This is a genomic window from Streptosporangium sp. NPDC002607, assembly GCF_053592655.1.
Map to the genome: position 1 here is coordinate 17,062 of NZ_JBSFWD010000058.1, position 18,047 is coordinate 35,108.

19 protein-coding genes are annotated in these 18,047 nt (G+C 70.1%); 11 read left to right on the forward strand and 8 right to left on the reverse strand.

What is annotated here, in order from left to right; all coding sequences use genetic code 11:
* Positions 1-9 precede the first annotated feature (9 nt).
* From ACWD3H_RS39965 to ACWD3H_RS40000, 8 genes are all read left to right on the forward strand, one after another.
* A complete protein-coding gene (locus ACWD3H_RS39965; RefSeq protein WP_451958724.1) occupies positions 10-1,209 on the forward strand; it encodes a Bcr/CflA family efflux MFS transporter in 1,200 nt (399 codons plus the stop codon).
* Positions 1,206-2,198, forward strand: a complete 993-nt coding sequence (locus tag ACWD3H_RS39970) for a prolyl oligopeptidase family serine peptidase (RefSeq protein WP_451958725.1) — start codon at positions 1,206-1,208, stop codon at positions 2,196-2,198. Before ACWD3H_RS39965 ends, ACWD3H_RS39970 begins: the two co-directional genes overlap by 4 nt.
* A gap of 451 nt (positions 2,199-2,649) precedes the next feature.
* Entirely contained in the window at positions 2,650-4,878 is a 2,229-nt protein-coding gene (locus tag ACWD3H_RS39975) for an ATP-binding protein (RefSeq protein ID WP_451958746.1), read from the forward strand.
* A gap of 124 nt (positions 4,879-5,002) precedes the next feature.
* Entirely contained in the window at positions 5,003-5,683 is a 681-nt protein-coding gene (locus ACWD3H_RS39980) for an alpha/beta fold hydrolase (RefSeq protein ID WP_355558361.1), read from the forward strand.
* A 176-nt stretch (positions 5,684-5,859) separates the two neighbouring features.
* Positions 5,860-6,696 (forward strand): alpha/beta fold hydrolase, encoded by an 837-nt coding sequence (locus ACWD3H_RS39985; RefSeq protein ID WP_451958726.1) that lies wholly within the window; start codon positions 5,860-5,862, stop codon positions 6,694-6,696.
* Positions 6,683-6,970 (forward strand): phosphotriesterase family protein, encoded by a 288-nt coding sequence (locus ACWD3H_RS39990; protein WP_451958727.1) that lies wholly within the window; start codon positions 6,683-6,685, stop codon positions 6,968-6,970. Before ACWD3H_RS39985 ends, ACWD3H_RS39990 begins: the two co-directional genes overlap by 14 nt.
* 50 nt (positions 6,971-7,020) lie before the next feature.
* Positions 7,021-7,935 carry an alpha/beta fold hydrolase gene (locus tag ACWD3H_RS39995; RefSeq protein WP_451958728.1) on the forward strand — a complete coding sequence of 305 codons (915 nt, stop codon included), beginning with the start codon at positions 7,021-7,023 and terminating at the stop codon, positions 7,933-7,935.
* Positions 7,925-8,236, forward strand: a complete 312-nt coding sequence (locus ACWD3H_RS40000) for a multicopper oxidase domain-containing protein (RefSeq protein ID WP_451958729.1) — start codon at positions 7,925-7,927, stop codon at positions 8,234-8,236. The genes ACWD3H_RS39995 and ACWD3H_RS40000 overlap by 11 nt, the downstream gene beginning before the upstream one ends.
* Positions 8,237-8,292: 56 nt before the next feature.
* On the opposite strand, the gene ACWD3H_RS40005 is transcribed toward ACWD3H_RS40000, so the two are convergent.
* The 5 genes from ACWD3H_RS40005 to ACWD3H_RS40025 form a co-directional block, all read right to left on the reverse strand.
* Positions 8,293-8,562, reverse strand: a complete 270-nt coding sequence (locus ACWD3H_RS40005) for a hypothetical protein (protein WP_355558376.1) — start codon at positions 8,560-8,562, stop codon at positions 8,293-8,295.
* Between the two features lie 142 nt (positions 8,563-8,704).
* A complete protein-coding gene (locus ACWD3H_RS40010) occupies positions 8,705-9,253 on the reverse strand; it encodes an NUDIX hydrolase (RefSeq protein WP_355558378.1) in 549 nt (182 codons plus the stop codon).
* A 19-nt stretch (positions 9,254-9,272) separates the two neighbouring features.
* Positions 9,273-9,650 carry a DUF952 domain-containing protein gene (locus ACWD3H_RS40015; protein ID WP_350954115.1) on the reverse strand — a complete coding sequence of 126 codons (378 nt, stop codon included), beginning with the start codon at positions 9,648-9,650 and terminating at the stop codon, positions 9,273-9,275.
* Between the two features lie 52 nt (positions 9,651-9,702).
* A complete protein-coding gene (locus ACWD3H_RS40020) occupies positions 9,703-10,263 on the reverse strand; it encodes a GNAT family N-acetyltransferase (RefSeq protein WP_451958730.1) in 561 nt (186 codons plus the stop codon).
* A gap of 57 nt (positions 10,264-10,320) precedes the next feature.
* A complete protein-coding gene (locus ACWD3H_RS40025; RefSeq protein ID WP_350954111.1) occupies positions 10,321-10,647 on the reverse strand; it encodes a DMT family transporter in 327 nt (108 codons plus the stop codon).
* Between the two features lie 112 nt (positions 10,648-10,759).
* Here ACWD3H_RS40025 and ACWD3H_RS40030 point away from each other — a divergent pair, with 112 nt between their 5' ends.
* On the forward strand, positions 10,760-11,722 hold the full coding sequence (locus ACWD3H_RS40030; RefSeq protein WP_451958731.1) for a radical SAM protein: 963 nt from the start codon (positions 10,760-10,762) through the stop codon (positions 11,720-11,722).
* A 16-nt stretch (positions 11,723-11,738) separates the two neighbouring features.
* Here the strand turns inward: ACWD3H_RS40030 and ACWD3H_RS40035 are convergent, their stop codons facing one another.
* A complete protein-coding gene (locus ACWD3H_RS40035) occupies positions 11,739-12,431 on the reverse strand; it encodes an HAD family hydrolase (RefSeq protein ID WP_355558390.1) in 693 nt (230 codons plus the stop codon).
* A 92-nt stretch (positions 12,432-12,523) separates the two neighbouring features.
* Positions 12,524-13,711, reverse strand: coding sequence for an Ig-like domain-containing protein (locus ACWD3H_RS40040; RefSeq protein ID WP_451958732.1), 1,188 nt, complete (start codon positions 13,709-13,711; stop codon positions 12,524-12,526).
* A gap of 225 nt (positions 13,712-13,936) precedes the next feature.
* On the opposite strand from ACWD3H_RS40040, the gene ACWD3H_RS40045 reads away from it, so the two are divergent.
* Positions 13,937-14,650 (forward strand): ArsR/SmtB family transcription factor, encoded by a 714-nt coding sequence (locus tag ACWD3H_RS40045; RefSeq protein WP_451958733.1) that lies wholly within the window; start codon positions 13,937-13,939, stop codon positions 14,648-14,650.
* Here the strand turns inward: ACWD3H_RS40045 and recD2 are convergent.
* Positions 14,647-16,863, reverse strand: a complete 2,217-nt coding sequence (recD2, locus tag ACWD3H_RS40050; RefSeq protein ID WP_451958734.1) for an SF1B family DNA helicase RecD2 — start codon at positions 16,861-16,863, stop codon at positions 14,647-14,649. The genes ACWD3H_RS40045 and recD2 overlap by 4 nt on opposite strands.
* Positions 16,864-17,167: 304 nt before the next feature.
* Here recD2 and ACWD3H_RS40055 point away from each other — a divergent pair, with 304 nt between their 5' ends.
* On the forward strand, positions 17,168-18,037 hold the full coding sequence (locus ACWD3H_RS40055; RefSeq protein ID WP_451958735.1) for a DUF4394 domain-containing protein: 870 nt from the start codon (positions 17,168-17,170) through the stop codon (positions 18,035-18,037).
* Positions 18,038-18,047 lie beyond the last annotated feature (10 nt).

Here is an 18,047-nt window from a genome sequence, read left to right on the forward strand (position 1 = left end):
TTTGATGTCATGATAGACACCACGGCGCTTCGGCGTCCTGTCCTGCTGGCCATCTTGAGCCTGCTCACCGCAGTGGCGCCCCTGGCCGTCGACATGTACGTGCCCGGCTTTCCCGACCTCGGCCGGGAGCTGGTCGCGGGCGAGTCGTCGGTGCAACTGTCGATGAGCGCCTTCCTGATCGGACTGGTCGCCGGCCAGTTGGTGATCGGGCCACTCAGCGACGGGCTGGGCCGGCGCCGGCTGCTGGTGGCGGGCACCGCCGCCTTCGCACTGCTGTCGGCCTGTTGCGCGCTGATGCCGACAGCGCCGCTGCTGGTGGCCGGCCGTTTCCTGCAGGGCTGCGCGGGGGCGGCCGGGCTGGTGCTGGCCCGTGCCGTGCTGACCGACCGCTTCGCCGGGCCGCGGCTGCCGTTCTACTTCTCCATCCTGGCAATGATCCTGGGAGTGGCGCCGGTCCTCGGTCCGTTGCTGGGCGGCATGATCGTGACCGCCTCTGGCTGGCGCGCGGTGTTCTGGGCGCTGACCGCCTTCGGGCTGGTGATGCTGGCGGCAACCTGGCTGGGTGTGCCGGAGTCCCTGCCGCCCGCCCGGCGATCACCCGGCGGCCTCGGGCCGGCATTCGCCTCCATGGCGGCGCTGTTGCGCCAGCGCGCCTTCACCGGATACACCCTGACCCTCGGCTTGGCCGCCGGAGCGATGTTCGTCTACATCGGTGCCTCCAGCTACGTCTTCCAGAACGGCTTCGGGCTGAGCGCCGTCCAGTACGGGCTGGTGTTCGCCGTCAACGCCGCTGCCATGCTCGCCGCCAGCGCGAGTTTCGGCCTGACCGCCCGGCGGGTGGCGCTGCCCGCACTGCTGTCGGGCTACCTCGCCATCGGCACGCTCGGCGCGCTCGCGCTGGCGATCCAGGCCACGCTGGCGCCCACCCTGGCCGGCACCTGGCTGTGCCTGGCCGTCATGCTGTTCGGCATCGGCGGTGTCTTTCCCGCCGTCACCACCATCACCCAGACCATCGGCCACGCCCGCGCCGGCGCCGCATCCGCGCTGTCCGGCGGCGCCGCCTACCTGTTCGGCGCCCTGGCCGCCCCGCTGAGCGGCACCACGCTGCGCGCGATGGCGTTGATCATGCCGGCCGCACTGGTGCTGGCCGTCTTGTCCCTACTGGCAGCGCGCCCCTGGCGGCCTCTGCCCGAAAGGAGTTTCGCATGAACACCATGCGCCTGATCATGGCACTGGCCGCACTGAGCGGCCGCCCGATCCGCCCGTCCAGCGTGGCCGCCCCAGATGACGACCCCGACAGCATCCGGCTGCGCGTGAGGCCGGCCGACCAGATCAAGCCCGGCCGCGGCGCCCGCGCGTATCGAGGGATCGTGTACGCCGCTTCGGCACGCAAGCTGCGCATGGACATCCTGGTCCCGCAGGCGCCCGGCCCGCACCCGCTGGTCCTGTATCTAACCGGAGGTGGTTTCGTCACCGCCCGGCGCGCGATGGCCGCCCGCCGGCGCCGCTACGTCGCCCAGGCAGGGTTCGTGGTGGCCAGTATCGACTACCGCACCGTCAGTGACGGCGCCACCTACCGCGATGGACTGGCCGACGTCGCCGCGGCGCTGAGCTTCCTGCGCCTCCACGCCGGCCGGTACGGGATCGCCCCCGCCCGGACCGCGCTGTGGGGCGAATCTGCGGGCGGCTACCTGGCCGCCATAGCCGCAACCGACCCCGGCAGTGGCGTCGCGGCGGTGACCGGCGCGGGAGTCGACGCGGTGGTCGACGTGTTCGGTGCCTCCCACCTGGCCACCGTGGCCGATGGCTTCGACCCTGCCACGGTGACCGCCCACACCATGTCGGGCGCAGCGCTGCCCGCCTACCTGCTCGGCCCGGGCCGGGCCCTGGCCGACCACCCCGCCGAAGTGATCAACGCCGACCCGGCCAGCCACATCACATCCGAGACTCCGCCGTTTCTGCTGTTGCACGGCGACGACGACCGCATCGTGGCTCCTGCGCAAACCGCCCGCCTGCACCAGGCCCTGCGCCGCGCCGGCGTGGACAGCACCCGGTATGTGCTGCAGGGCGCCGGTCACGGCGCGCTGTCGGCCGCTGCCCGAATCTGGACCAGCACGCAGGTCATGGCGATCATCGTGAACTTTCTCCGCTCCCGGCTGGGGGCCACTCCAGAATCCGGCGACGAGATCAGGGGGTGATCGTCCAGCCCTGGCGACCCTTCAACGCTCTTCCTTCGAAAAGTGATTCGCTATGACGCCTCGCGAAGCCCGGCCCGCCGGCCGGCGGAACCCGAGGCGGCAAAACCTGACCGAAGCGCCGCCGGCAGAAGCCACGAACGCGGTGTGCTCCCCTGAGCCGGCCGTCGGCCCCGGGCAGCGCACCGCGTTCGCCTGAAGTGCCGGCGCGGGTTGTCGATCAGCGTGATGGTCAACCGCGCCTCGGCGGCGCCCGCGTGACGCAGGGCCGGGATCACCGCCGAGCAGTTCGACATCGACCGGGCGTGCGCTCCGGAGTACCTGCCCCGGCCGCCCTGCGCACGATCTTCGCGGCCCTTGGGCTCAGCGGCCTTGGCCCGTAAGCTCAAAGCCGCCTCCAGCAGGTCACGAGAAGGAGCGACCCATTCCCACCCCACCCAGCTTCGCGGAGTTACTGCGCCGGCATCGGCGCGCGGCACGTCTCACTTTGGAACAGCTCGCCGAAGCATCGGGGGTCAGTGCCCGGACCCTGTCGGACATGGAGCGCGGGCGCAGCACCGGACCCCAGCATCGGACGGTCGCCGCTCTGGCGCAGGCGCTCTCGCTTGGGGAGGGCGAGCGTAAGCAGTTCATCGAGCTGGCGCGAGAGGGCCGGTTGCGGGATCACTGGGCGCGTCCGACCGGACTGTGTGAACTGCCTCGATCCGTTGACGATTTCACCGGTCGTGCCGCCGAGCTGGCCTGGGCGGACGACTTTTTGCACGCCGGCGATTCGCCGGGTGCCGCCGGCGTTGCACTCATCACCGGCGCGGCCGGTCTGGGCAAGACCACGTTCGCCGTCCGCGCCGCCCATATCCTGCGGCCGAGCTTTCCAGACGGAGTGTTCTTCGTCGACCTGTTCGGCATGTCCCCCCAGCCCCTCACCGCCGACGACGCCCTGACGCAACTACTGCGCGCGCTCGGCAGCGCCGAGCGGCACATGCCCCACGACCCCCTGGAGCGCGCCTCGTTATACCGGTCGCTGTTACGAGAGCGGCGCGTTCTGGTCGTGCTCGACAACGCCGGGTCGGAGGAGCAGATCCGCCCGATCCTCCCCGGTGGCGGCCTCAGCAGAGCGCTCGCGACGAGCCGGCGGCTGCTGGCCGGTCTGGAGGGCGTGCACCGGCTGAGCCTCGGCCCGTTGCCGCCGGTGGAAGCGGCCGAGCTGCTGACCGGGATTTTGGCCAAGCGTGGTTCCTTGGACGGCGGAGCGGCGATCAGCGAGCTCGCTCAGTTCTGCGGCGGCCTGCCCTTGGCCTTGCGGATCGTTGGGAACCGGCTGGTCAGCCGGCCCAGCTGGCCGGCCGCCGAGTTCGCGGACCGGCTGGCGGACGAGGAGCGACGGCTCGACCAGCTCAAAGCCGGCGACCTCAAGATCGCGACCGCGTTCGGGATGTCCTACGACCAGCTCGCGGCACCCGCGCGGCGGATCTTTCGCCGACTGTCCCTCGTACCCGGCCGGGACTTCGACGCCGCCCTCGCCGCAGTGCTCGGCGGTATCTCGCCCTGGGACGCCTGGGACGCCCTCGACGAGCTCGTCGATCTCGGCCTGCTGCAGGACGGCACCTCGGGACGTTACCGCTTCCACGACCTGGTGCGGCTGTTCGCCCGCGAGCGTCTTCACGAGGAGGAAGCCGCGGCCGACCGTGACGCGCTCGCCGCGACGATGACGTCGTGGCTGCTGCGGATGGCCACCATGGCAGGGCAGCGGTTCGGCCCCCAGCCCGACCGTTTCGACCGGCCGAAGGCCGATCTGAAGGATTTCGCCACCGCCGAGGAGGCCGACCACTGGCTGCGCGTGAACTCCGGCAACTGGCTGGGCGCGCTGCGGTCCGCGTCGGGCGGGGCCCGGCACGTGGAGGTGCTGGACTGCGCCGAGTCGATGCACTGGTTCTCCGACCGGTGGATTCACTGGCCGCACTGGGGAGAGGTCTTCACGCTCGGCGCCGAGGCCGCCGCCGCCCTCGGTGACACGGCTCAGCACGCCACGCAACTCAACTACCTGGCCTGGGTGCATCTGGTGCCGCCCGAGGACCCGGAAGCCACGATGCGGTACGCGACCCAGGCGCTGGACCTCGCCACCCGCAGCGGCGCCACGGCACAGATCGCCTGGGCCCACCAGTACACCGCAGAGGCGCTACGACGGCTCGGCCGGCTGAGCGAGGCCTTCGACTCACTGGCCAAGGCGGCGGAGATGTTCAATGCCGCCGCCGACATCGACGCCTACTGCCAGAGTCTGAGCCTTCTCGGCGACTGCCTTCTCGGCGACGGACGCCACGAGGCGGCGCTGGAGCAGTACCTCGAGGTGCGTGCCCTGCTGGACGACGAAGGCTCGGGCATGACAGCGGACATCGTGTCGTTCACCCGGCCGCAGACGCTGGCCCGTATCGGCCACTGCCTGAGGCTGCTCGGCCACCGGGCCGAAGCGATCATCACACTGACCGAGGCAATCGCTCTCATGGAGCAGTTCCAGACGATCAGCTCACAGGCCCGCGCCCTGGAGACACTGGCGGTCGTCCTTGCCGAGGAAGGCCGGACCGAGGAGAGCCGCCGAGCCTACGCGCGTGCGGCCGAGCTGTTCGAGGCGAGCGGCGACGCCGAGGCCGGCGGCCGCTGCCACGACCTGGCGACGACTGCCCGCTGAGACGCCGAAGGCCGGTTTCCGCGGAACTTCTGCGTGCTGTTCTGCGTGGTCCGTGATCTTCCTCGCGACTTGAATGGGGCGTGTCGGACAGGCATCGGGCCTGTTCAGCAGCGCAGGAGTGACCATGACCACCATCAGGAACATCGTGCTCGTGCACGGCGGCTTCGTGGACGGGTCCGGCTGGCAGGGCGTCTATGACGAGCTCGCCAGGGACGGCTTCCAGGTCCGGATCGTGCAGAACCCGACGCTGTCGCTCGAGGGTGACGTCGCCGCGACCCGCCAGGTGCTGGATGTGCTCGACGGCCCTGCCGTCCTGGTCGGCCATTCCTACGGCGGGGTCGTCATCAGTGAGGCCGGTACCCACCCCAACGTGGCGGCGCTGGCGTACATCGCGGCGTTCGCCCCCGACAAGGGCGAATCGGTCGCCGCGCTCATCGCCGACCCGCCGCCCGGCGCGCCGGTTCCGCCCATCTTGCCCCCGCGCGACGGCTTCCTCTATCTCGACCGTGACAGGTTCCACGGCGCGTTCGCCGCCGACCTGCCCGCGCAGATGGCCGCGTTCATGGCCGACGCGCAGGTCCCCTGGGGGGTGGACGCCCTCGGCGGGGTGGTCACCGAGCCGGCCTGGCGGCACAAGCGCAGCTGGTACCTGGTGGCCACCGAGGACCGCATGATCCCGCCGCCGGCCCAGCGCACCATGGCCGAGCGTGCCGGAGCGTCCGTCGTCGAGGCCATCGGCAGCCACGCCGTCTACGTCTCCCAGCCCGCCGCGGTCGCCGACCTCATCCGCCAGGCCGCGGCCTGAGGACTGCGCGCATCACGTCGGTCCGGCCTGGCCGTGGCCAAGAACCAGTCGCCTCCCGGTCCGGGCCGCCCCACGATGGCGCTTGACCTCGGGGGCGGCGCCGCACTGAAGCGTGCTTGAGCGTCGCCCCCGGATCCGCCCGCAATCTCTCAACTAAAGCTCCATTGGAGACAGCCATGAACCGTCCCACCGCACTGCCGCGCCGCGTCATGCTCGCCGTCGCCGCCGGCGGCCTGGCCGCCGCGCTGCTCACTGTGCCGTCCGCGTCCGCGGCCTCCGCGCACGCTGACACCTCCTCCACGGCCAAGCCCACGATCGTCTTGGTGCACGGCGGCTTCGCCGACGCCTCCAACTGGAACGGCGTGATCCCCAGGCTCCAGGAGAAGGGCTATCCGGTCTTGGCGCCGGCCAACCCGCTGCGCGGCCTGCCCACCGACGCGCCGTACATCGCCAGCGTCCTGAAGTCGATCGAGGGGCCGATCGTGTTGGTCGCCCACTCCTACGGCGGAGCCGTGATCACCAACGCCGCCGTCGGCATCCCCAACGTCAAGGCGCTGGTCTACATCGCCGCGATGGCGCCCGACGAGGGCGAGACCCTCGCCGAGCTGTTCGCGAAGTTCCCCGGCAGTCAGATCCCCGACGCCGTCCGGGAGGTGCCCTTCACCGGCCCCGACGGCAGCACCGGCATCGATCTGTACCTCAAGCCGGACAAGTTCCGCAGCGCGTTCGCCGCGGACCTGCCCGTGTCCACCACTCGCCTCATGCAGGCCGGCCAGCGCCCGTTCGCCGCCTCCTCCTACACCGACAAGACCACCGGAGCCGCCTGGCGCACCATCCCCTCCTGGGCGCTGGTGGCCACCAAGGACAAGGCCATCCCGCCTGCCCTGGAGCGCTTCTTCTACAAGCGCGCCAAGTCCCAGGTCTACGAGACGGCCGCCTCGCACGTGCCGATGATCAGCCAGCCGGGCCTGGTGACCCGCATCATCCAGGACGCCGCTCGTGCGGTCGGCTGAACCGGAGACCGTCCGCGGGCGGGTGCGGGTAGATGAGCTGAAGACGGTCCCGATGCACGAGCACGTGTTCGTGACCACGCCGGAGATCCGGCTCAACTACCCGCACCTGTGGCAGGAGGACGAGCGGATCGCCGGCGCGGTGAGCAGGCGATCCGCGTTGAAACAGGCCGGCGTGCACGTGACCCACATCCACGCAGGGGTCACCGACCACCAGATCGACGTGATGCTCATCGACAACCCGCGCCGCTACTTCAGCCCAGGCGCAACCACCTGAGTGCTGACCCGGCAACCCCGGGGCAGCACTGTCCACGTCAGGAGCACCTTGTGAGCCTCGCCTCCGGCCCGCTGCTGCCCGGCACCCATACCGTGAGCATTCAGGGCGTTCTTCAGCGCTACCACGTCGCAGGCTCCGGCCCGCTCTGCCTTGTTCACTCCGGCGGGCCCGGGCTCGGCTGGGAGTACCTGCGGATGCCAGAACTGGAGCGGCATCTGACGCTGGTCTACCTGGAGCCGATCGGAACCGGCGGATCCGGGCACCTGTCCCGGCCGCAGGCCTACCGCATCGACACCTACGCCCAGTTCCTGCACGGCGTCGTGGAACATCTGGGCGCGCGAAGACTGTTCCTGCTCGGCCACTCCCATGGCGGATTCGTGGCGCAGCGCTACGCGCTGAGCCACCCCACCGTCCTGGCAGGCATGATCTTGTACGACACCTCGCCACGCACCGGGGAAGAGTTCTGGAACCAGGCGCTCAGCAACCTCGACCACCTCCCAGAGCGTCACCCCGACCAGCCTGAGGCGGCCGGCATCCCGGAGGCTTTCCGGCAGGCGTTGGCCGCCACCGACAACGAATCCTGCACGCAGGGTCTGCGTGCCGTCCTGCCCGCCTACTTCGCCGACTACTGGGCCCACGAATCCGAGCTGGCCCCCATCCGGGCTGTCTTGCGCGCGTGGGTCGATCCGATGCGCGCGGAGGAGGAACCCTTCGACAGCCGCGACCGGCTTCGCGACATCACCGCGCCCACCTTGGTCATCAGCGGAGGCCACGACTTCATCTGCGGACCCGTTTGGGGGCGGCTGCTGCACGAGGGCATCGCCCACTCCCGGTTCGTCCTGCTGGAAGACAGTGGTCACCTGGGGCATCTCGAAGAACCCGAGGTTTTCACCGCGGCGATCGTCGACTTCACGCTCGGTGTCGGCCAGGTGGAGTCGCAAACGCCCACATCCCATGGTGGCTGAGGGCGAGCAGATCAAGGTTCGCATCGTCAATCGCAGCCTCATCGACCACCCTATGCACCTGCACGGGCACCGGGTCCGCGTGTTGTCGCGCAACGGCACCCACGCAACCGGCAGCACCTGGTGGACCGGCTCGCTCAACGTCGCTCCGGGCGAGATCTTCGAGATCGACTTCACCGCGGACAACCCGGGCATCTGGATGGACCACTGCCACAACTTCAAACACGGCTCGGAAGGCATGATCATGCACCTTGCCTACGCCGGGATCACTTCCCCCTTCCAGGAAGCGCATATCCCGAAATGACCGCCACCGCGCTGGAGCACTCCCTCACCCGGCCCAAGGAGGTCTGGGCGGGGAGGTCAGTGCGGAGGGGGCGGCGTGAGCTTCCTGACGAAACGGGCGGCGGCGCGGTGGCTCATACCGGTCTCGCCCCGGACCAGGAAGACGGCCTGGTCGATCTGGCCGGTGGCTTTCAGGTTCAGGACCTGTTCCACGAGTTCGGGGCCGACCCCACCACCGACCAGGGTGTTTCTGGGGTGCTGTGCCGCCCGCACCGTAAGGACGATCAGGGCGATGACCACCGCCACGACGACCGCCGTCAGAAGGAGGATGACGATCGGGTTCGACATGAGTCGAGCGTATCGTCACAAGGTCATCGTGTGCGTGCCGGAAACGACCGGATCGCGGCTGCTCTTCGGGTACGGCGTCCCCGCGGCGGTCGAGCCGTCTTGCGGCCGATCGGTGAGGGCCCCGCCGGCTCTCGCCGGGCTGTCAGGCCGCCCCGCGCAGCAGGAACATGGTGTAGGCGGCGATCGAGCCGCTGTCGGTGATCGAGCCGCGCAGGATCATCTGCTCCAGTTCCGTCCGTGAGACCCACTCCTGGCGCATGTCCTGCTCGGTGTGCTCGCGGTCGGGGGTGCCCGCGGTCAGGTCGGTGGCCAGGAAGATGTCGAAGTGCTGGCCCGTCGTGCCGTGGGCGTTGTCCAGGCGGCCCAGGTGGGTCATCGAGGCGGCTCGCAGGCCGGTCTCCTGGGCCAGTTCGGTGTGCGCCGTGACCAGGGGCGAGGGGCTGTCCTTGACCCCGCCCTGGGGGAAGTTCCAGGTGCGCCGCCCCACCGGGTAGCGGTACTCCTCCACGAGGTGGAAGCCGTCGTTCTCCATGGGCAGGACGAGGGCGAAGTCGACCTGGTCCACCACGCCGTAGATGCCGTGGGAGCCGTCGGGGCGTTCGATGCGGTCCTCACGCACGCTCATCCAGGGGTTGGTGTAGACGACCGTCGAGTCGAGAGTGCGGATCGTCGGTCCGGGTACGTCGGTCATGGCGCGCAGCTTACTGCTGTTACGGCTCCGTTCGAGGTGCGTCGGCCTGGTCGGCGTCGTGCGGATGGTGCGGGCCGAGGCCCGGTGGGGCGAACGGCAGGACGGAGGTCACCGCGGTGACCGGTAGCGGCCCGTAGATGTGCGGGAAGGCCTCGGGTGAGTCGGCGGGCACCTCCATGCGCACGTCCAGTCCGCTCGGGTCGACGCTGAGCAGTACCAGGGGAGTGGTGACGTCGCGGTAGAAACGCTCCACCACGCCACGTAGCTGTTCGTGGCTCGCGCAGGCGTGGATGAAGCCCTCTTCGTCCAGGGTGCGGCCGAGGGTGGAGACGCGGTACTCCCCCGCCCGCAGGGCGGCGTCCCAGTCGGCGGCCAGGGCCAGATGCAGGATGGTCATCGCAGACATGGTGCCCTGCGGAGGGGCGTTCTTCAACTAAAGGCGGTGGGCGTCACTGCCGGGCGCGCCACTCCCGCCGCAGGATCGCGTAGTCGAGCTCGCTGGTCCATTCGCCCTTGACCATCTCGTTGTCGACCAGGTGTGCCTCGCGGCGCATGCCCAGTTTCTCCAGCACGCGGGCCGAGGCCTCGTTGCGGGCGTCCAGGCGTCCGATGATCCGGTTCAGGTCAAGGCCGTCGAATCCCAGTTCCAGTAGGGCCAGGCCCGTCTCGGTGGCGTACCCCTTGCCGTGGTGGGCGGGGTGGAAGACGTAGCCGATCTCCCCGCTGCGGTGGGTGAGGCTGTGCCAGATCAGCATGCCGTCGCCGATCAGCTCGCCGGTGGCGGCCAGTTCCACCGCCAGTGTGAGGATCTGTCCCTCCTCGAGCAGCTCCGTTTGGGTGATCTTGGTTTGGAGTGCCTCGCCGGTCTGCTCCCGGTTGCGCGGTTCCCAGTACAGGTAGCGGGTCACCTGTGGCAGTGACTGGATGGCGTGCAGGGCGTCGAGGTCGGCCGGGGTGTAGGGGCGCAGGATCAGGCGGTCGGTCCGGATGGGGTAGGTGGGTTTCAGCACCGGGCCAGGGTAGGCGAGGTGCCCCCTGGCGGGCGAGGCGTTATTTCCGGCCGGGTGTCAGTGGGGGCTGCCGGCCAGGTTGAGTACCACGACTCCGCCGATGATCAGGACGATGCCCGCGATCTTGGCCAGGCTGATCGTCTCGCCGAGGAACAGTACGCCGATCGCGGCGATGGCCGCGGTGCCGGCTCCGGCCCAGACCGCGTAGGCGGTGCCGACCTCCAGTTGCAGTTTCAGCGCCTGGGCCAGCAGGATGAAGGCGGTGGCGTAGCCGGCGACGACCAGGGCGGCCCAGCCTTTGTGGGCGAAGCCGTCGCTCAGTTTGAGCGCGGTGGTCGCCACGATCTCGGCGATGATCGCCCCAGCCAGGATCAACCACGCCATGACCACTCCCCCAAAATCTGTACGAACGTATCATTTCATCCGGTCGGCGGTGCCCGCGCCGCGTCCGGAGTCCACTTGCGAGCGGTGTCGAAAGCGTGTTCCACTGAGCCGTATGCGATGGGACGCGCCTTCCCTGCTCGCCGTGCCGCCCGATGCCAGGCCGCGGATCGAGCGCTCCGCGCTGGTCAGGGTGCACGGGGCGCTGACCTGCTACGAGGTGCAGGCGCGCACCGCGCTGGAGCGCACGCCCGAGGGATGGAGCATCAGCCCGTACCGGGGGTGCGCCCAGGCCTGCCGCTACTGCTCGGTGCGCCGGGGGCATCGCTATCTGGGGCTGGACGCCGGCGGTGACTTCGATTCGCGGATCGTGGTGCGTACCAACATCGTGCGGCGGTTGCGCGCGGAGCTGGCCTCGCGCTGGGACGGCGAGCATGTCACGGTGGGAGTGGGCGGTGACTGCTACCAGGGTGCCGAGGACATCTACCGGTTGATGCCCGGCCTGGTCACCGCGTTGCGCGAGGCCGGGGCGCCGTTCACCGTGCACACCAAGAGCCGGCTGATCCTGCGCGACGCCGATCTGCTGGCCGCCACTCCGGGGGCGGGGGTGGTCGTCTCGATCGCCTTCGTCGACGACCGGATCCGCCGCAGTGTGGAGCCCGGCGCCCACAGCGCGCAAAAGCGCCTGGAGCTGGTGGCCGAGCTGAACGAGCGGGGGGTGGCGTGCGGGGTGGCGATGGCGCCGATCCTGCCGCTGCTGACCGACTCCCCCGACCAGCTCGCGGCCACCGTGCGCCGGGTCGCCGACGCCGGGGCCGTCAGCCTGGTCCCGCACGTGCTGCGCCTGCCTCCGGGTGCTCGTGAGTGGTATCTGGCCTGGCTGGGTGAGCACCATCCGGCGCTGGCACCCCGCTACGGCGAGCTGTACGCCAGAAGTGCCGATGCCGAGGCCGGCTACGTGCGCCGCGTCACCGACCAGGTCCTGCACCTGGCCGCCCGTTACGGCATGGGTCCGGTGCGGCCCGAGCAGCCCCTGCCGCTGGCGCTGCCCCGCCAGGCCCAGCTCACCTTGCTCTAGCCTTCCCGGTGCGGGATCAGAAGTGATCGAGCAGGTCGGGAAATCTGCTCAGTCGCAGTACCCGCTCGTCGCCGGGGTCCAGCTCGCTCTGCTCCAGCGCCCAGGTGTGGTCGTTGGGGATGAAGACGGCGTTCATGCCCGCCTGCCGGGCGGGGAGGATGTCGGACTTCGGGGAGTTGCCGATCATCCAGGTCGTCGCGGGTGCCAGCGCGTGCTCGCGGGTGAGCCACCGGTAGGTGGTGACGTCCTTTTCCGCCACGATGTGCACGTCGCGGAAGTGGTGGGCCAGCTGTGAGGCCTCCAGCTTGCGCCGCTGTTCGTCCAGGGCGCCCTTGGTGAGCAGCAGCAGCTCGTGCCGCTCGCCCAGGGCGGTGAGTGTCTCGGCGACGCCGGGGACGAGTTCCACGCGGCGCTGCAGGAGGGTCAGTGCCAGCTCGTCGATGTGGCGGCGTTCCTGCGCGGTCGCCGGCCGCTCGCGCAGTCGTTCGAAGCATTCGCCGAGGCTGCGCAGGAACATCGTGCTGCCGTAGCCGTGGGTGACGGCGTTGGCGGCCTGGATGTCGTCGAGGACGGCGCGGATCCGGGCCCGTTCCAGGGTCGGATGCGCCAGCCAGTCGAGAAAGTCCTCGACGACGCGCTCGAAAAGTACGTTGTTCTCCCAGAGCGTGTCGTCGGCGTCGAAGATGAGGACCTGCCGGTGGAGTCGCAAACCTGTTCCTTTGCTGGAGTTCTCATCGGCCGCCGGCGCCACCGTCGTATCCGGGGTACGTGGTGGCGCCGGTGCGGGGTCAGTCCGCGAGGTCAGGCCAGGGCGCTGCCCTTCTTCCACTGCGTGTACGGCATCTGCCAGAAGCCCCAGCCGTTGTTCCACTCCATCTCGCGGTCGGTGCCCGTGATGGTGATCACGTCGCCGCGCTGGACCTGGTCGTAGTACCACTTGGCCTGGTCGGGGCGGGAGTTGATGCAGCCGTGGCTGACGTTTCGGCGTCCCTGGGCCCAGACGTTGTTCAGCGCGTGCACGTACTCGCCGCTGTTGGAGAAGCGGACCGCGTGGTTGATCATCAGGTCGTAGTAGCCGGGATCGCCCTTCTTGCGGCCGGGGGAGATCATGCGTTCGGGGTTGGCCTTGCCCATCGCCAGGTGGATGCCGCTGGTGGTGGTGTACTCGCGGGTGCTGGCGTTGCCCGCGCTGATCAGCATGGTCTGCACGACCTTGCCGTCACGCTTGACGATCATCTTGTGCTTGCGGGTGTCGACCGTGGCGATCTGGGCCGCGCCGATGTGGATGACCTTGGTCATGTCCTTGACGCCGTACATGTCCTTGCCGCCCTGGACGCCCTTGAGGCGGGCGGTGAAGGTCACCTTCTGGTGGGGCTGCCAGAATTTCGCGGTGCGGTAGATCACGGTCGTGTCGTTGATCCAGCGCCAGGCTCCCTGGGAGGGTTTCTCCGAGGTGACCTTCAGGGCCTTTTCCACCCCGGCCTTGTTGGCGATCTGCTGGTTGAAGGTGACGATGATCGGCGCCCCCACGCCGACCTTCTCCCCCTTGATCGCCGGGGTCACGTCCGCGACCTCGAGTTCACGCTCGGGCTTGAGCGTCCGGAAGGAACTGCTGGCGGTCGTGCCGTCCACCGCGCGCGCCGAGACGGTGTAGTCGCTGGCGGGAACCATGGGGGTGGTGGAGATCCACTTGGTGCGCTCGGCGTCGAAGTCGCCCTCCAGCACCTGGCCGCCGGTTTCGACGGTGACCTCCTCCAGCGCGCCGCTGGAGGCGCTGACGACGACCTTCCTGTTCGGGCGCACGGTCTTGCTGCCCTCGGCGGGGCTGATCCTTATCTCCGGCGCGGCCGGGGTACTGGGCGCCTCGGCGCCCGGCCCGGCTACGGGAGCCTTCGTGTCCGCCCCGGTAGAGCAGGCGGTGGCCAGCACCGCCGCGGTCGCCAGGGCCAGAGCGGCCAGTGGCGTCCTGTGGCGTTCCACGGTCAGCACAATTTCTCTCCCCCACTACAGCAAACTGCCCTTAAAAACACTAATAGGAGATGCATGGTGACTGTGCATGGTTGCGACCGGTTTGGTAACGTTTCGGTCTCTTCCTAAAGTAGGAAAAATCCCGACCGGGAGTCAGGTGTGGGCGGCCTGGCCACGGCGGGGCCCGGAGCCGGAAAGAGGGAGGCTTCGGCCGGCGCCGAAGCGTCCCGGGCCGATGATGGGCACATGACTCTCACTCCCCCGGTCCCGCTCGCCGCGCTGGCCGCCCTGCTCGCCGACGGCACGCGCGCCAGGTTCTGCCTGGCGCTGCTGGACGGGCGCGCCTGGAGCGCCGGAGAGCTGGCCGCCCACGCCGGCGTGGCGGCCTCGACCGCCAGCGAGCACCTGTCACAGCTCATCGGCGGCGGTTTGCTGACCGAGGAGCGGCAGGGACGCCACCGGTACGTGCGTCTGGCCGGGCCGGGCGTGGCCCAGCTCATCGAGGACCTGGCCGCCCACGCCGGCGCCGATGCCGGTGCGCGGCCGGCCACGCTGCGCGCCGCGAGCGCCACCCGGGCGCTGGCGGCCGCCCGCACCTGCTACGACCACCTGGCCGGGCGGCTCGGAGTGATGATCACCGACGCGCTCGTCGCGCGCCGCCTGCTGCGCCAGGACGCCGGTTTCGCGCTCAGCGACGCCGGGCTGTCATGGTTCGCCACCGAGCTGGAGGTCTGCCTGCCGGTCGGCGGGCGCCGCCTGCTGGCCCGGCCCTGCCTGGACTGGACCGAGCGCCGCCACCACCTGGCCGGCACCGCCGGGGCCGTGCTCTGCGCGACCGCGCTGGAGCGCGGCTGGGTCAGCCGGATCGGCTCGGGACGCGCCCTGGCCGTCACCGCCGCCGGGCAGGAGGCCCTGGCCCGCTTGCTGGGCGTCACCGGCCTGGCGGAAACCGCCCCCTAGGACCGGCGCAGGCGGTGGGTGAGGCTGGTGTGGCGGCGCCCGGCGCCGCGGGTGCGCACCGCCTGGGCCAGCGCGCGGCGGGAGCCGACGATGACGACGAGCTTCTTGGCCCGGGTGATCGCGGTGTAGATCAGGTTGCGCTGGAGCATCATCCACGCGCTGGTGGCCAGCGGGATCACCACCGCCGGGTACTCGCTGCCCTGGGAGCGGTGGATCGACACCGCGTAGGCGTGGGCCAGCTCGTCCAGTTCGTCGAAGGCGTACTCGACGTTCTCGTCCTCGTCGGTCAGCACGGTCAGCTTGTGCTCGTCGGGCTTGATGTCGACGACCAGGCCCACGGTGCCGTTGAACACCCCGGCGGCGCCCTTTTCGTAGTTGTTGCGCAGCTGGGTGACCTTGTCGCCGACCCGGAAGACCCGCCCGCCGTAGCGGCGCTCGGGCATGCCCTCGCGCGAGGGGGTCAGCGCCTCCTGCAGCACGTGGTTGAGGTTGCCCGCCCCGGCCGCGCCCCGGTGCATCGGGGCCAGCACCTGCACGTCGCGGCGTGGGTTGAGGCCGAATCTGCGCGGGATGCGGTTGGTGACCACGTCCACGGTCAGCGCCGCGATCTCCTCGGGTTCCTCGCACGGGAACAGGAAGAAGTCGCTCATGCCCTCCAGCGCCGGGTGCAGGCCGGTGTTGACCCGGTGGGCGTTGACGACGACACCGGACTCCTGGGCCTGGCGGAAGATGTGGGTCAGCCGTACCCGGGGGATCTCCTTCTCGGCGGCCAGCAGATCGCGCAACACCTCGCCGGCGCCGACCGAGGGCAGCTGGTCGACGTCGCCCACGAAAAGCAGGTGCGTGCCCGGGGCGATGGCCTTGACCAGCTTGTTGGCCAGCAGCAGGTCCAGCATCGAGGCCTCGTCGACCACGACCAGGTCGGCGTCCAGGGGGTTGTCACGATCGAAGGTGGCATCCCCGCCGGGGCGTAGCTGCAGCAGCCGGTGCACGGTGGTGGCCTCGTGGCCGGTCAGCTCCGCCAGGCGCTTGGCCGCCCTGCCGGTGGGCGCGGCCAGGATCACCTTGGCCTTCTTGGCCCGGGCCAGGGTGACGATGGAGCGCACGGTGAAGCTCTTGCCGCAGCCCGGGCCTCCGGTCAGCACCGCGACCTTCTGCGTCAGCGCCAGCCGCACCGAGTGGGCCTGTTCTTCGGCGAGGTCGGCACCGGTCTGGGTGCGCAGCCATTTGAGCGCGACGTCCCAGTCGACGGAGCCGAAGACCCCCAGCCGGTCGTGCTCGCAGGTCAGCAGGGTGCGCAGGGCACCCGCCAGGGACAGCTCGGCGCGATGGAAGGGCACCAGGTAGACCGCGGGGACGGTGCCGTCGCCGACCGGGATCTCCTCGGCGACCACGCCTTCTTCGGCGATGAGCTCCTGCAGGCAGCGCGTGGTCAGCTCGGCGGCGACCTCCAGGATCTTCACCGCGTCGGCGACGAGGTTGGGCGCCGGAAGGTAGCAGTGGCCGTCGTCGGCGGCCTGGGAAAGGGTGTAGCGCAGGCCCGCCTTGACGCGCTCGGGACTGTCATGAGGGATGCCCACGGCCTGGGCGATGGTGTCGGCGGTCTTGAAACCGATGCCCCACACGTCGTCGGCCAGCCGGTAGGGCTCGCTTTTGACGACGGTGATGGAGTTGTCGCCGTACTGCTTGAAGATCCGGACCGCGATCGAGGTGGACACGCCGACCCCCTGCAGGAAGATCATCACCTCTTTGATGATCTTCTGTTCCGCCCAGGCGACACCGATCATCTTGGTCCGCTTGGGGCCGAGGCCGGGGACCTCGACCAGCCGCTCGGGGGTGGTCTCGATGACCTCCAGGGTCTCGACGCCGAAGTGCTCGACGATCCGCTCGGCCATCCTCGGCCCGATGCCCTTGATCAGCCCGGAGCCCAGGTAGCGCCGGATGCCCTGCACGGTGGCGGGCAGCACGGTGGTGTAGGACCACACCTCGAACTGCTTGCCGTACTTGGGGTGGGAGGTCCAGCGCCCGGTCAGCCGCAGTGACTCGCCGGGCTGGGCTCCCAGCAGCGGCCCGACCACGGTCAGCAGGTCGCTGGAGCGATCGACGGCCACCCTGGCGATGGTGTAGCCGCTCTCCTCGTTGGCATAGGTGATGCGTTCGAGCACGGCCTCCAGCACGCTGCCGGGAGTGGGGGACGCCGGAGGGGTGTTCATGGCGGGTATTGTGCCGCAGCCGACCTTCGGCTCCAAGCCGGGCTCACCCGGCGACGGCTGCCCCGGGCAGCTGGTTTCGGATTCGCCCCCGCCCGCCTCATGTACCGAGACCGCCGGATGCGAGGTTTCGCTGGTTTCGCCGGGGCCGGTACACGGGCGGGCGAGGTGAATCGCGGACACGCCGGTGTCTCCTCCCCTCTTCGCGGGCCAGACGGGCACCGTGTGTGATGGAGTCTCTCCGATCCGTAACGGCTTTGCCGCCGAAGTCCGGGGCTCACGGCACCCGGCTGCGAAGGAGAGGCACATGCGAAGGACACTCACCGCCCTGATGATGGTGCTGGGCACGGTGGCGACAGCCGGCGCCGCGGCCCCGCCGGCCGCCGGGCGGCCCGGCATCGACGTCATAGGGCTGACCGGCGACCAGCGTCTGGTGGGCTTTGCGATCCGCTCCCCCGGCCGCACGCGTGATCTGGGCAGGATCCGCGGGCTCGACGGCGACACCCGGCTGGTGGGCATCGACTACCGCGTGCAGAACGGCAGGCTGTACGGCGTCGGAGACCGGGGCGGCGTCTACACGCTCAGCGGCCCGGCCAAGGCGGTCAAGGTCTCCCAGCTGACCGTGGCGCTGAGGGGCTACCACTTCGGCGTCGACTTCAGTCCCGCGGCCAACCGGCTGCGTGTGATCAGCGACACCGGGCAGAACCTGCGGCACAACCTCGACGACCCCACGGGCGGCCCGGCCGCCGGGCAGACCGTGGCCGACCGTACGCTGACCCTCCCGCCCGTCCCGCCTGCCGTGGTGGGAACGGTCGCGACCGGTGTGTCGGGTGCCGGATACACCAACAACGACCTCAGCCCGGACACCGCCACGACGCTCTTCGGCGTGAACACCACCACCGGCCAGGTGAGCCTGCAGTCGCCCGCGGGAGCGGGCACCCTGGTGCAGACCGGCAGCCTGCGGGTGGCCGCGAGCGGCGCGGCGGGTTTCGACGTCTACAGCTCGCTGCGCGACGGAGTCACCGTCTCCAACAGTGCCTTCGCCGCGCTGAAGGTCGCCGGCCGCTACGGGTTCTACGGCATCAACCTGCTCACCGGCGCCGTCAACTACAACTACGGCGCCTTTCCCGCCAACCGCCAGGTCCTCGACATCGCCATCCGGCTCGACCGTGGCTGAGGACGGCCAA

Bases quoted from the DNA above. Each gene is read 5' to 3' on its own strand.
- ACWD3H_RS39985 (WP_451958726.1), top strand. From the start codon at position 5,860: ATGAACCGTCCCACCGCACTGCCGCGCCGCGTCATGCTCGCCGTCGCC.
- ACWD3H_RS40015 (WP_350954115.1), bottom strand. From the start codon at position 9,650: ATGACCATCCTGCATCTGGCCCTGGCCGCCGACTGGGACGCCGCCCTG.
- ACWD3H_RS40055 (WP_451958735.1), top strand. From the start codon at position 17,168: ATGCGAAGGACACTCACCGCCCTGATGATGGTGCTGGGCACGGTGGCG.
- ACWD3H_RS40000 (WP_451958729.1), top strand. From the start codon at position 7,925: ATGGTGGCTGAGGGCGAGCAGATCAAGGTTCGCATCGTCAATCGCAGC.
- ACWD3H_RS40030 (WP_451958731.1), top strand. From the start codon at position 10,760: ATGCGATGGGACGCGCCTTCCCTGCTCGCCGTGCCGCCCGATGCCAGG.
- ACWD3H_RS40010 (WP_355558378.1), bottom strand. From the start codon at position 9,253: ATGACCGACGTACCCGGACCGACGATCCGCACTCTCGACTCGACGGTC.
- ACWD3H_RS39970 (WP_451958725.1), top strand. From the start codon at position 1,206: ATGAACACCATGCGCCTGATCATGGCACTGGCCGCACTGAGCGGCCGC.
- ACWD3H_RS40025 (WP_350954111.1), bottom strand. From the start codon at position 10,647: ATGGCGTGGTTGATCCTGGCTGGGGCGATCATCGCCGAGATCGTGGCG.
- ACWD3H_RS39980 (WP_355558361.1), top strand. From the start codon at position 5,003: ATGACCACCATCAGGAACATCGTGCTCGTGCACGGCGGCTTCGTGGAC.
- recD2 (WP_451958734.1), bottom strand. From the start codon at position 16,863: ATGAACACCCCTCCGGCGTCCCCCACTCCCGGCAGCGTGCTGGAGGCC.
- ACWD3H_RS40005 (WP_355558376.1), bottom strand. From the start codon at position 8,562: ATGTCGAACCCGATCGTCATCCTCCTTCTGACGGCGGTCGTCGTGGCG.
- ACWD3H_RS39965 (WP_451958724.1), top strand. From the start codon at position 10: ATGATAGACACCACGGCGCTTCGGCGTCCTGTCCTGCTGGCCATCTTG.
- ACWD3H_RS40045 (WP_451958733.1), top strand. From the start codon at position 13,937: ATGACTCTCACTCCCCCGGTCCCGCTCGCCGCGCTGGCCGCCCTGCTC.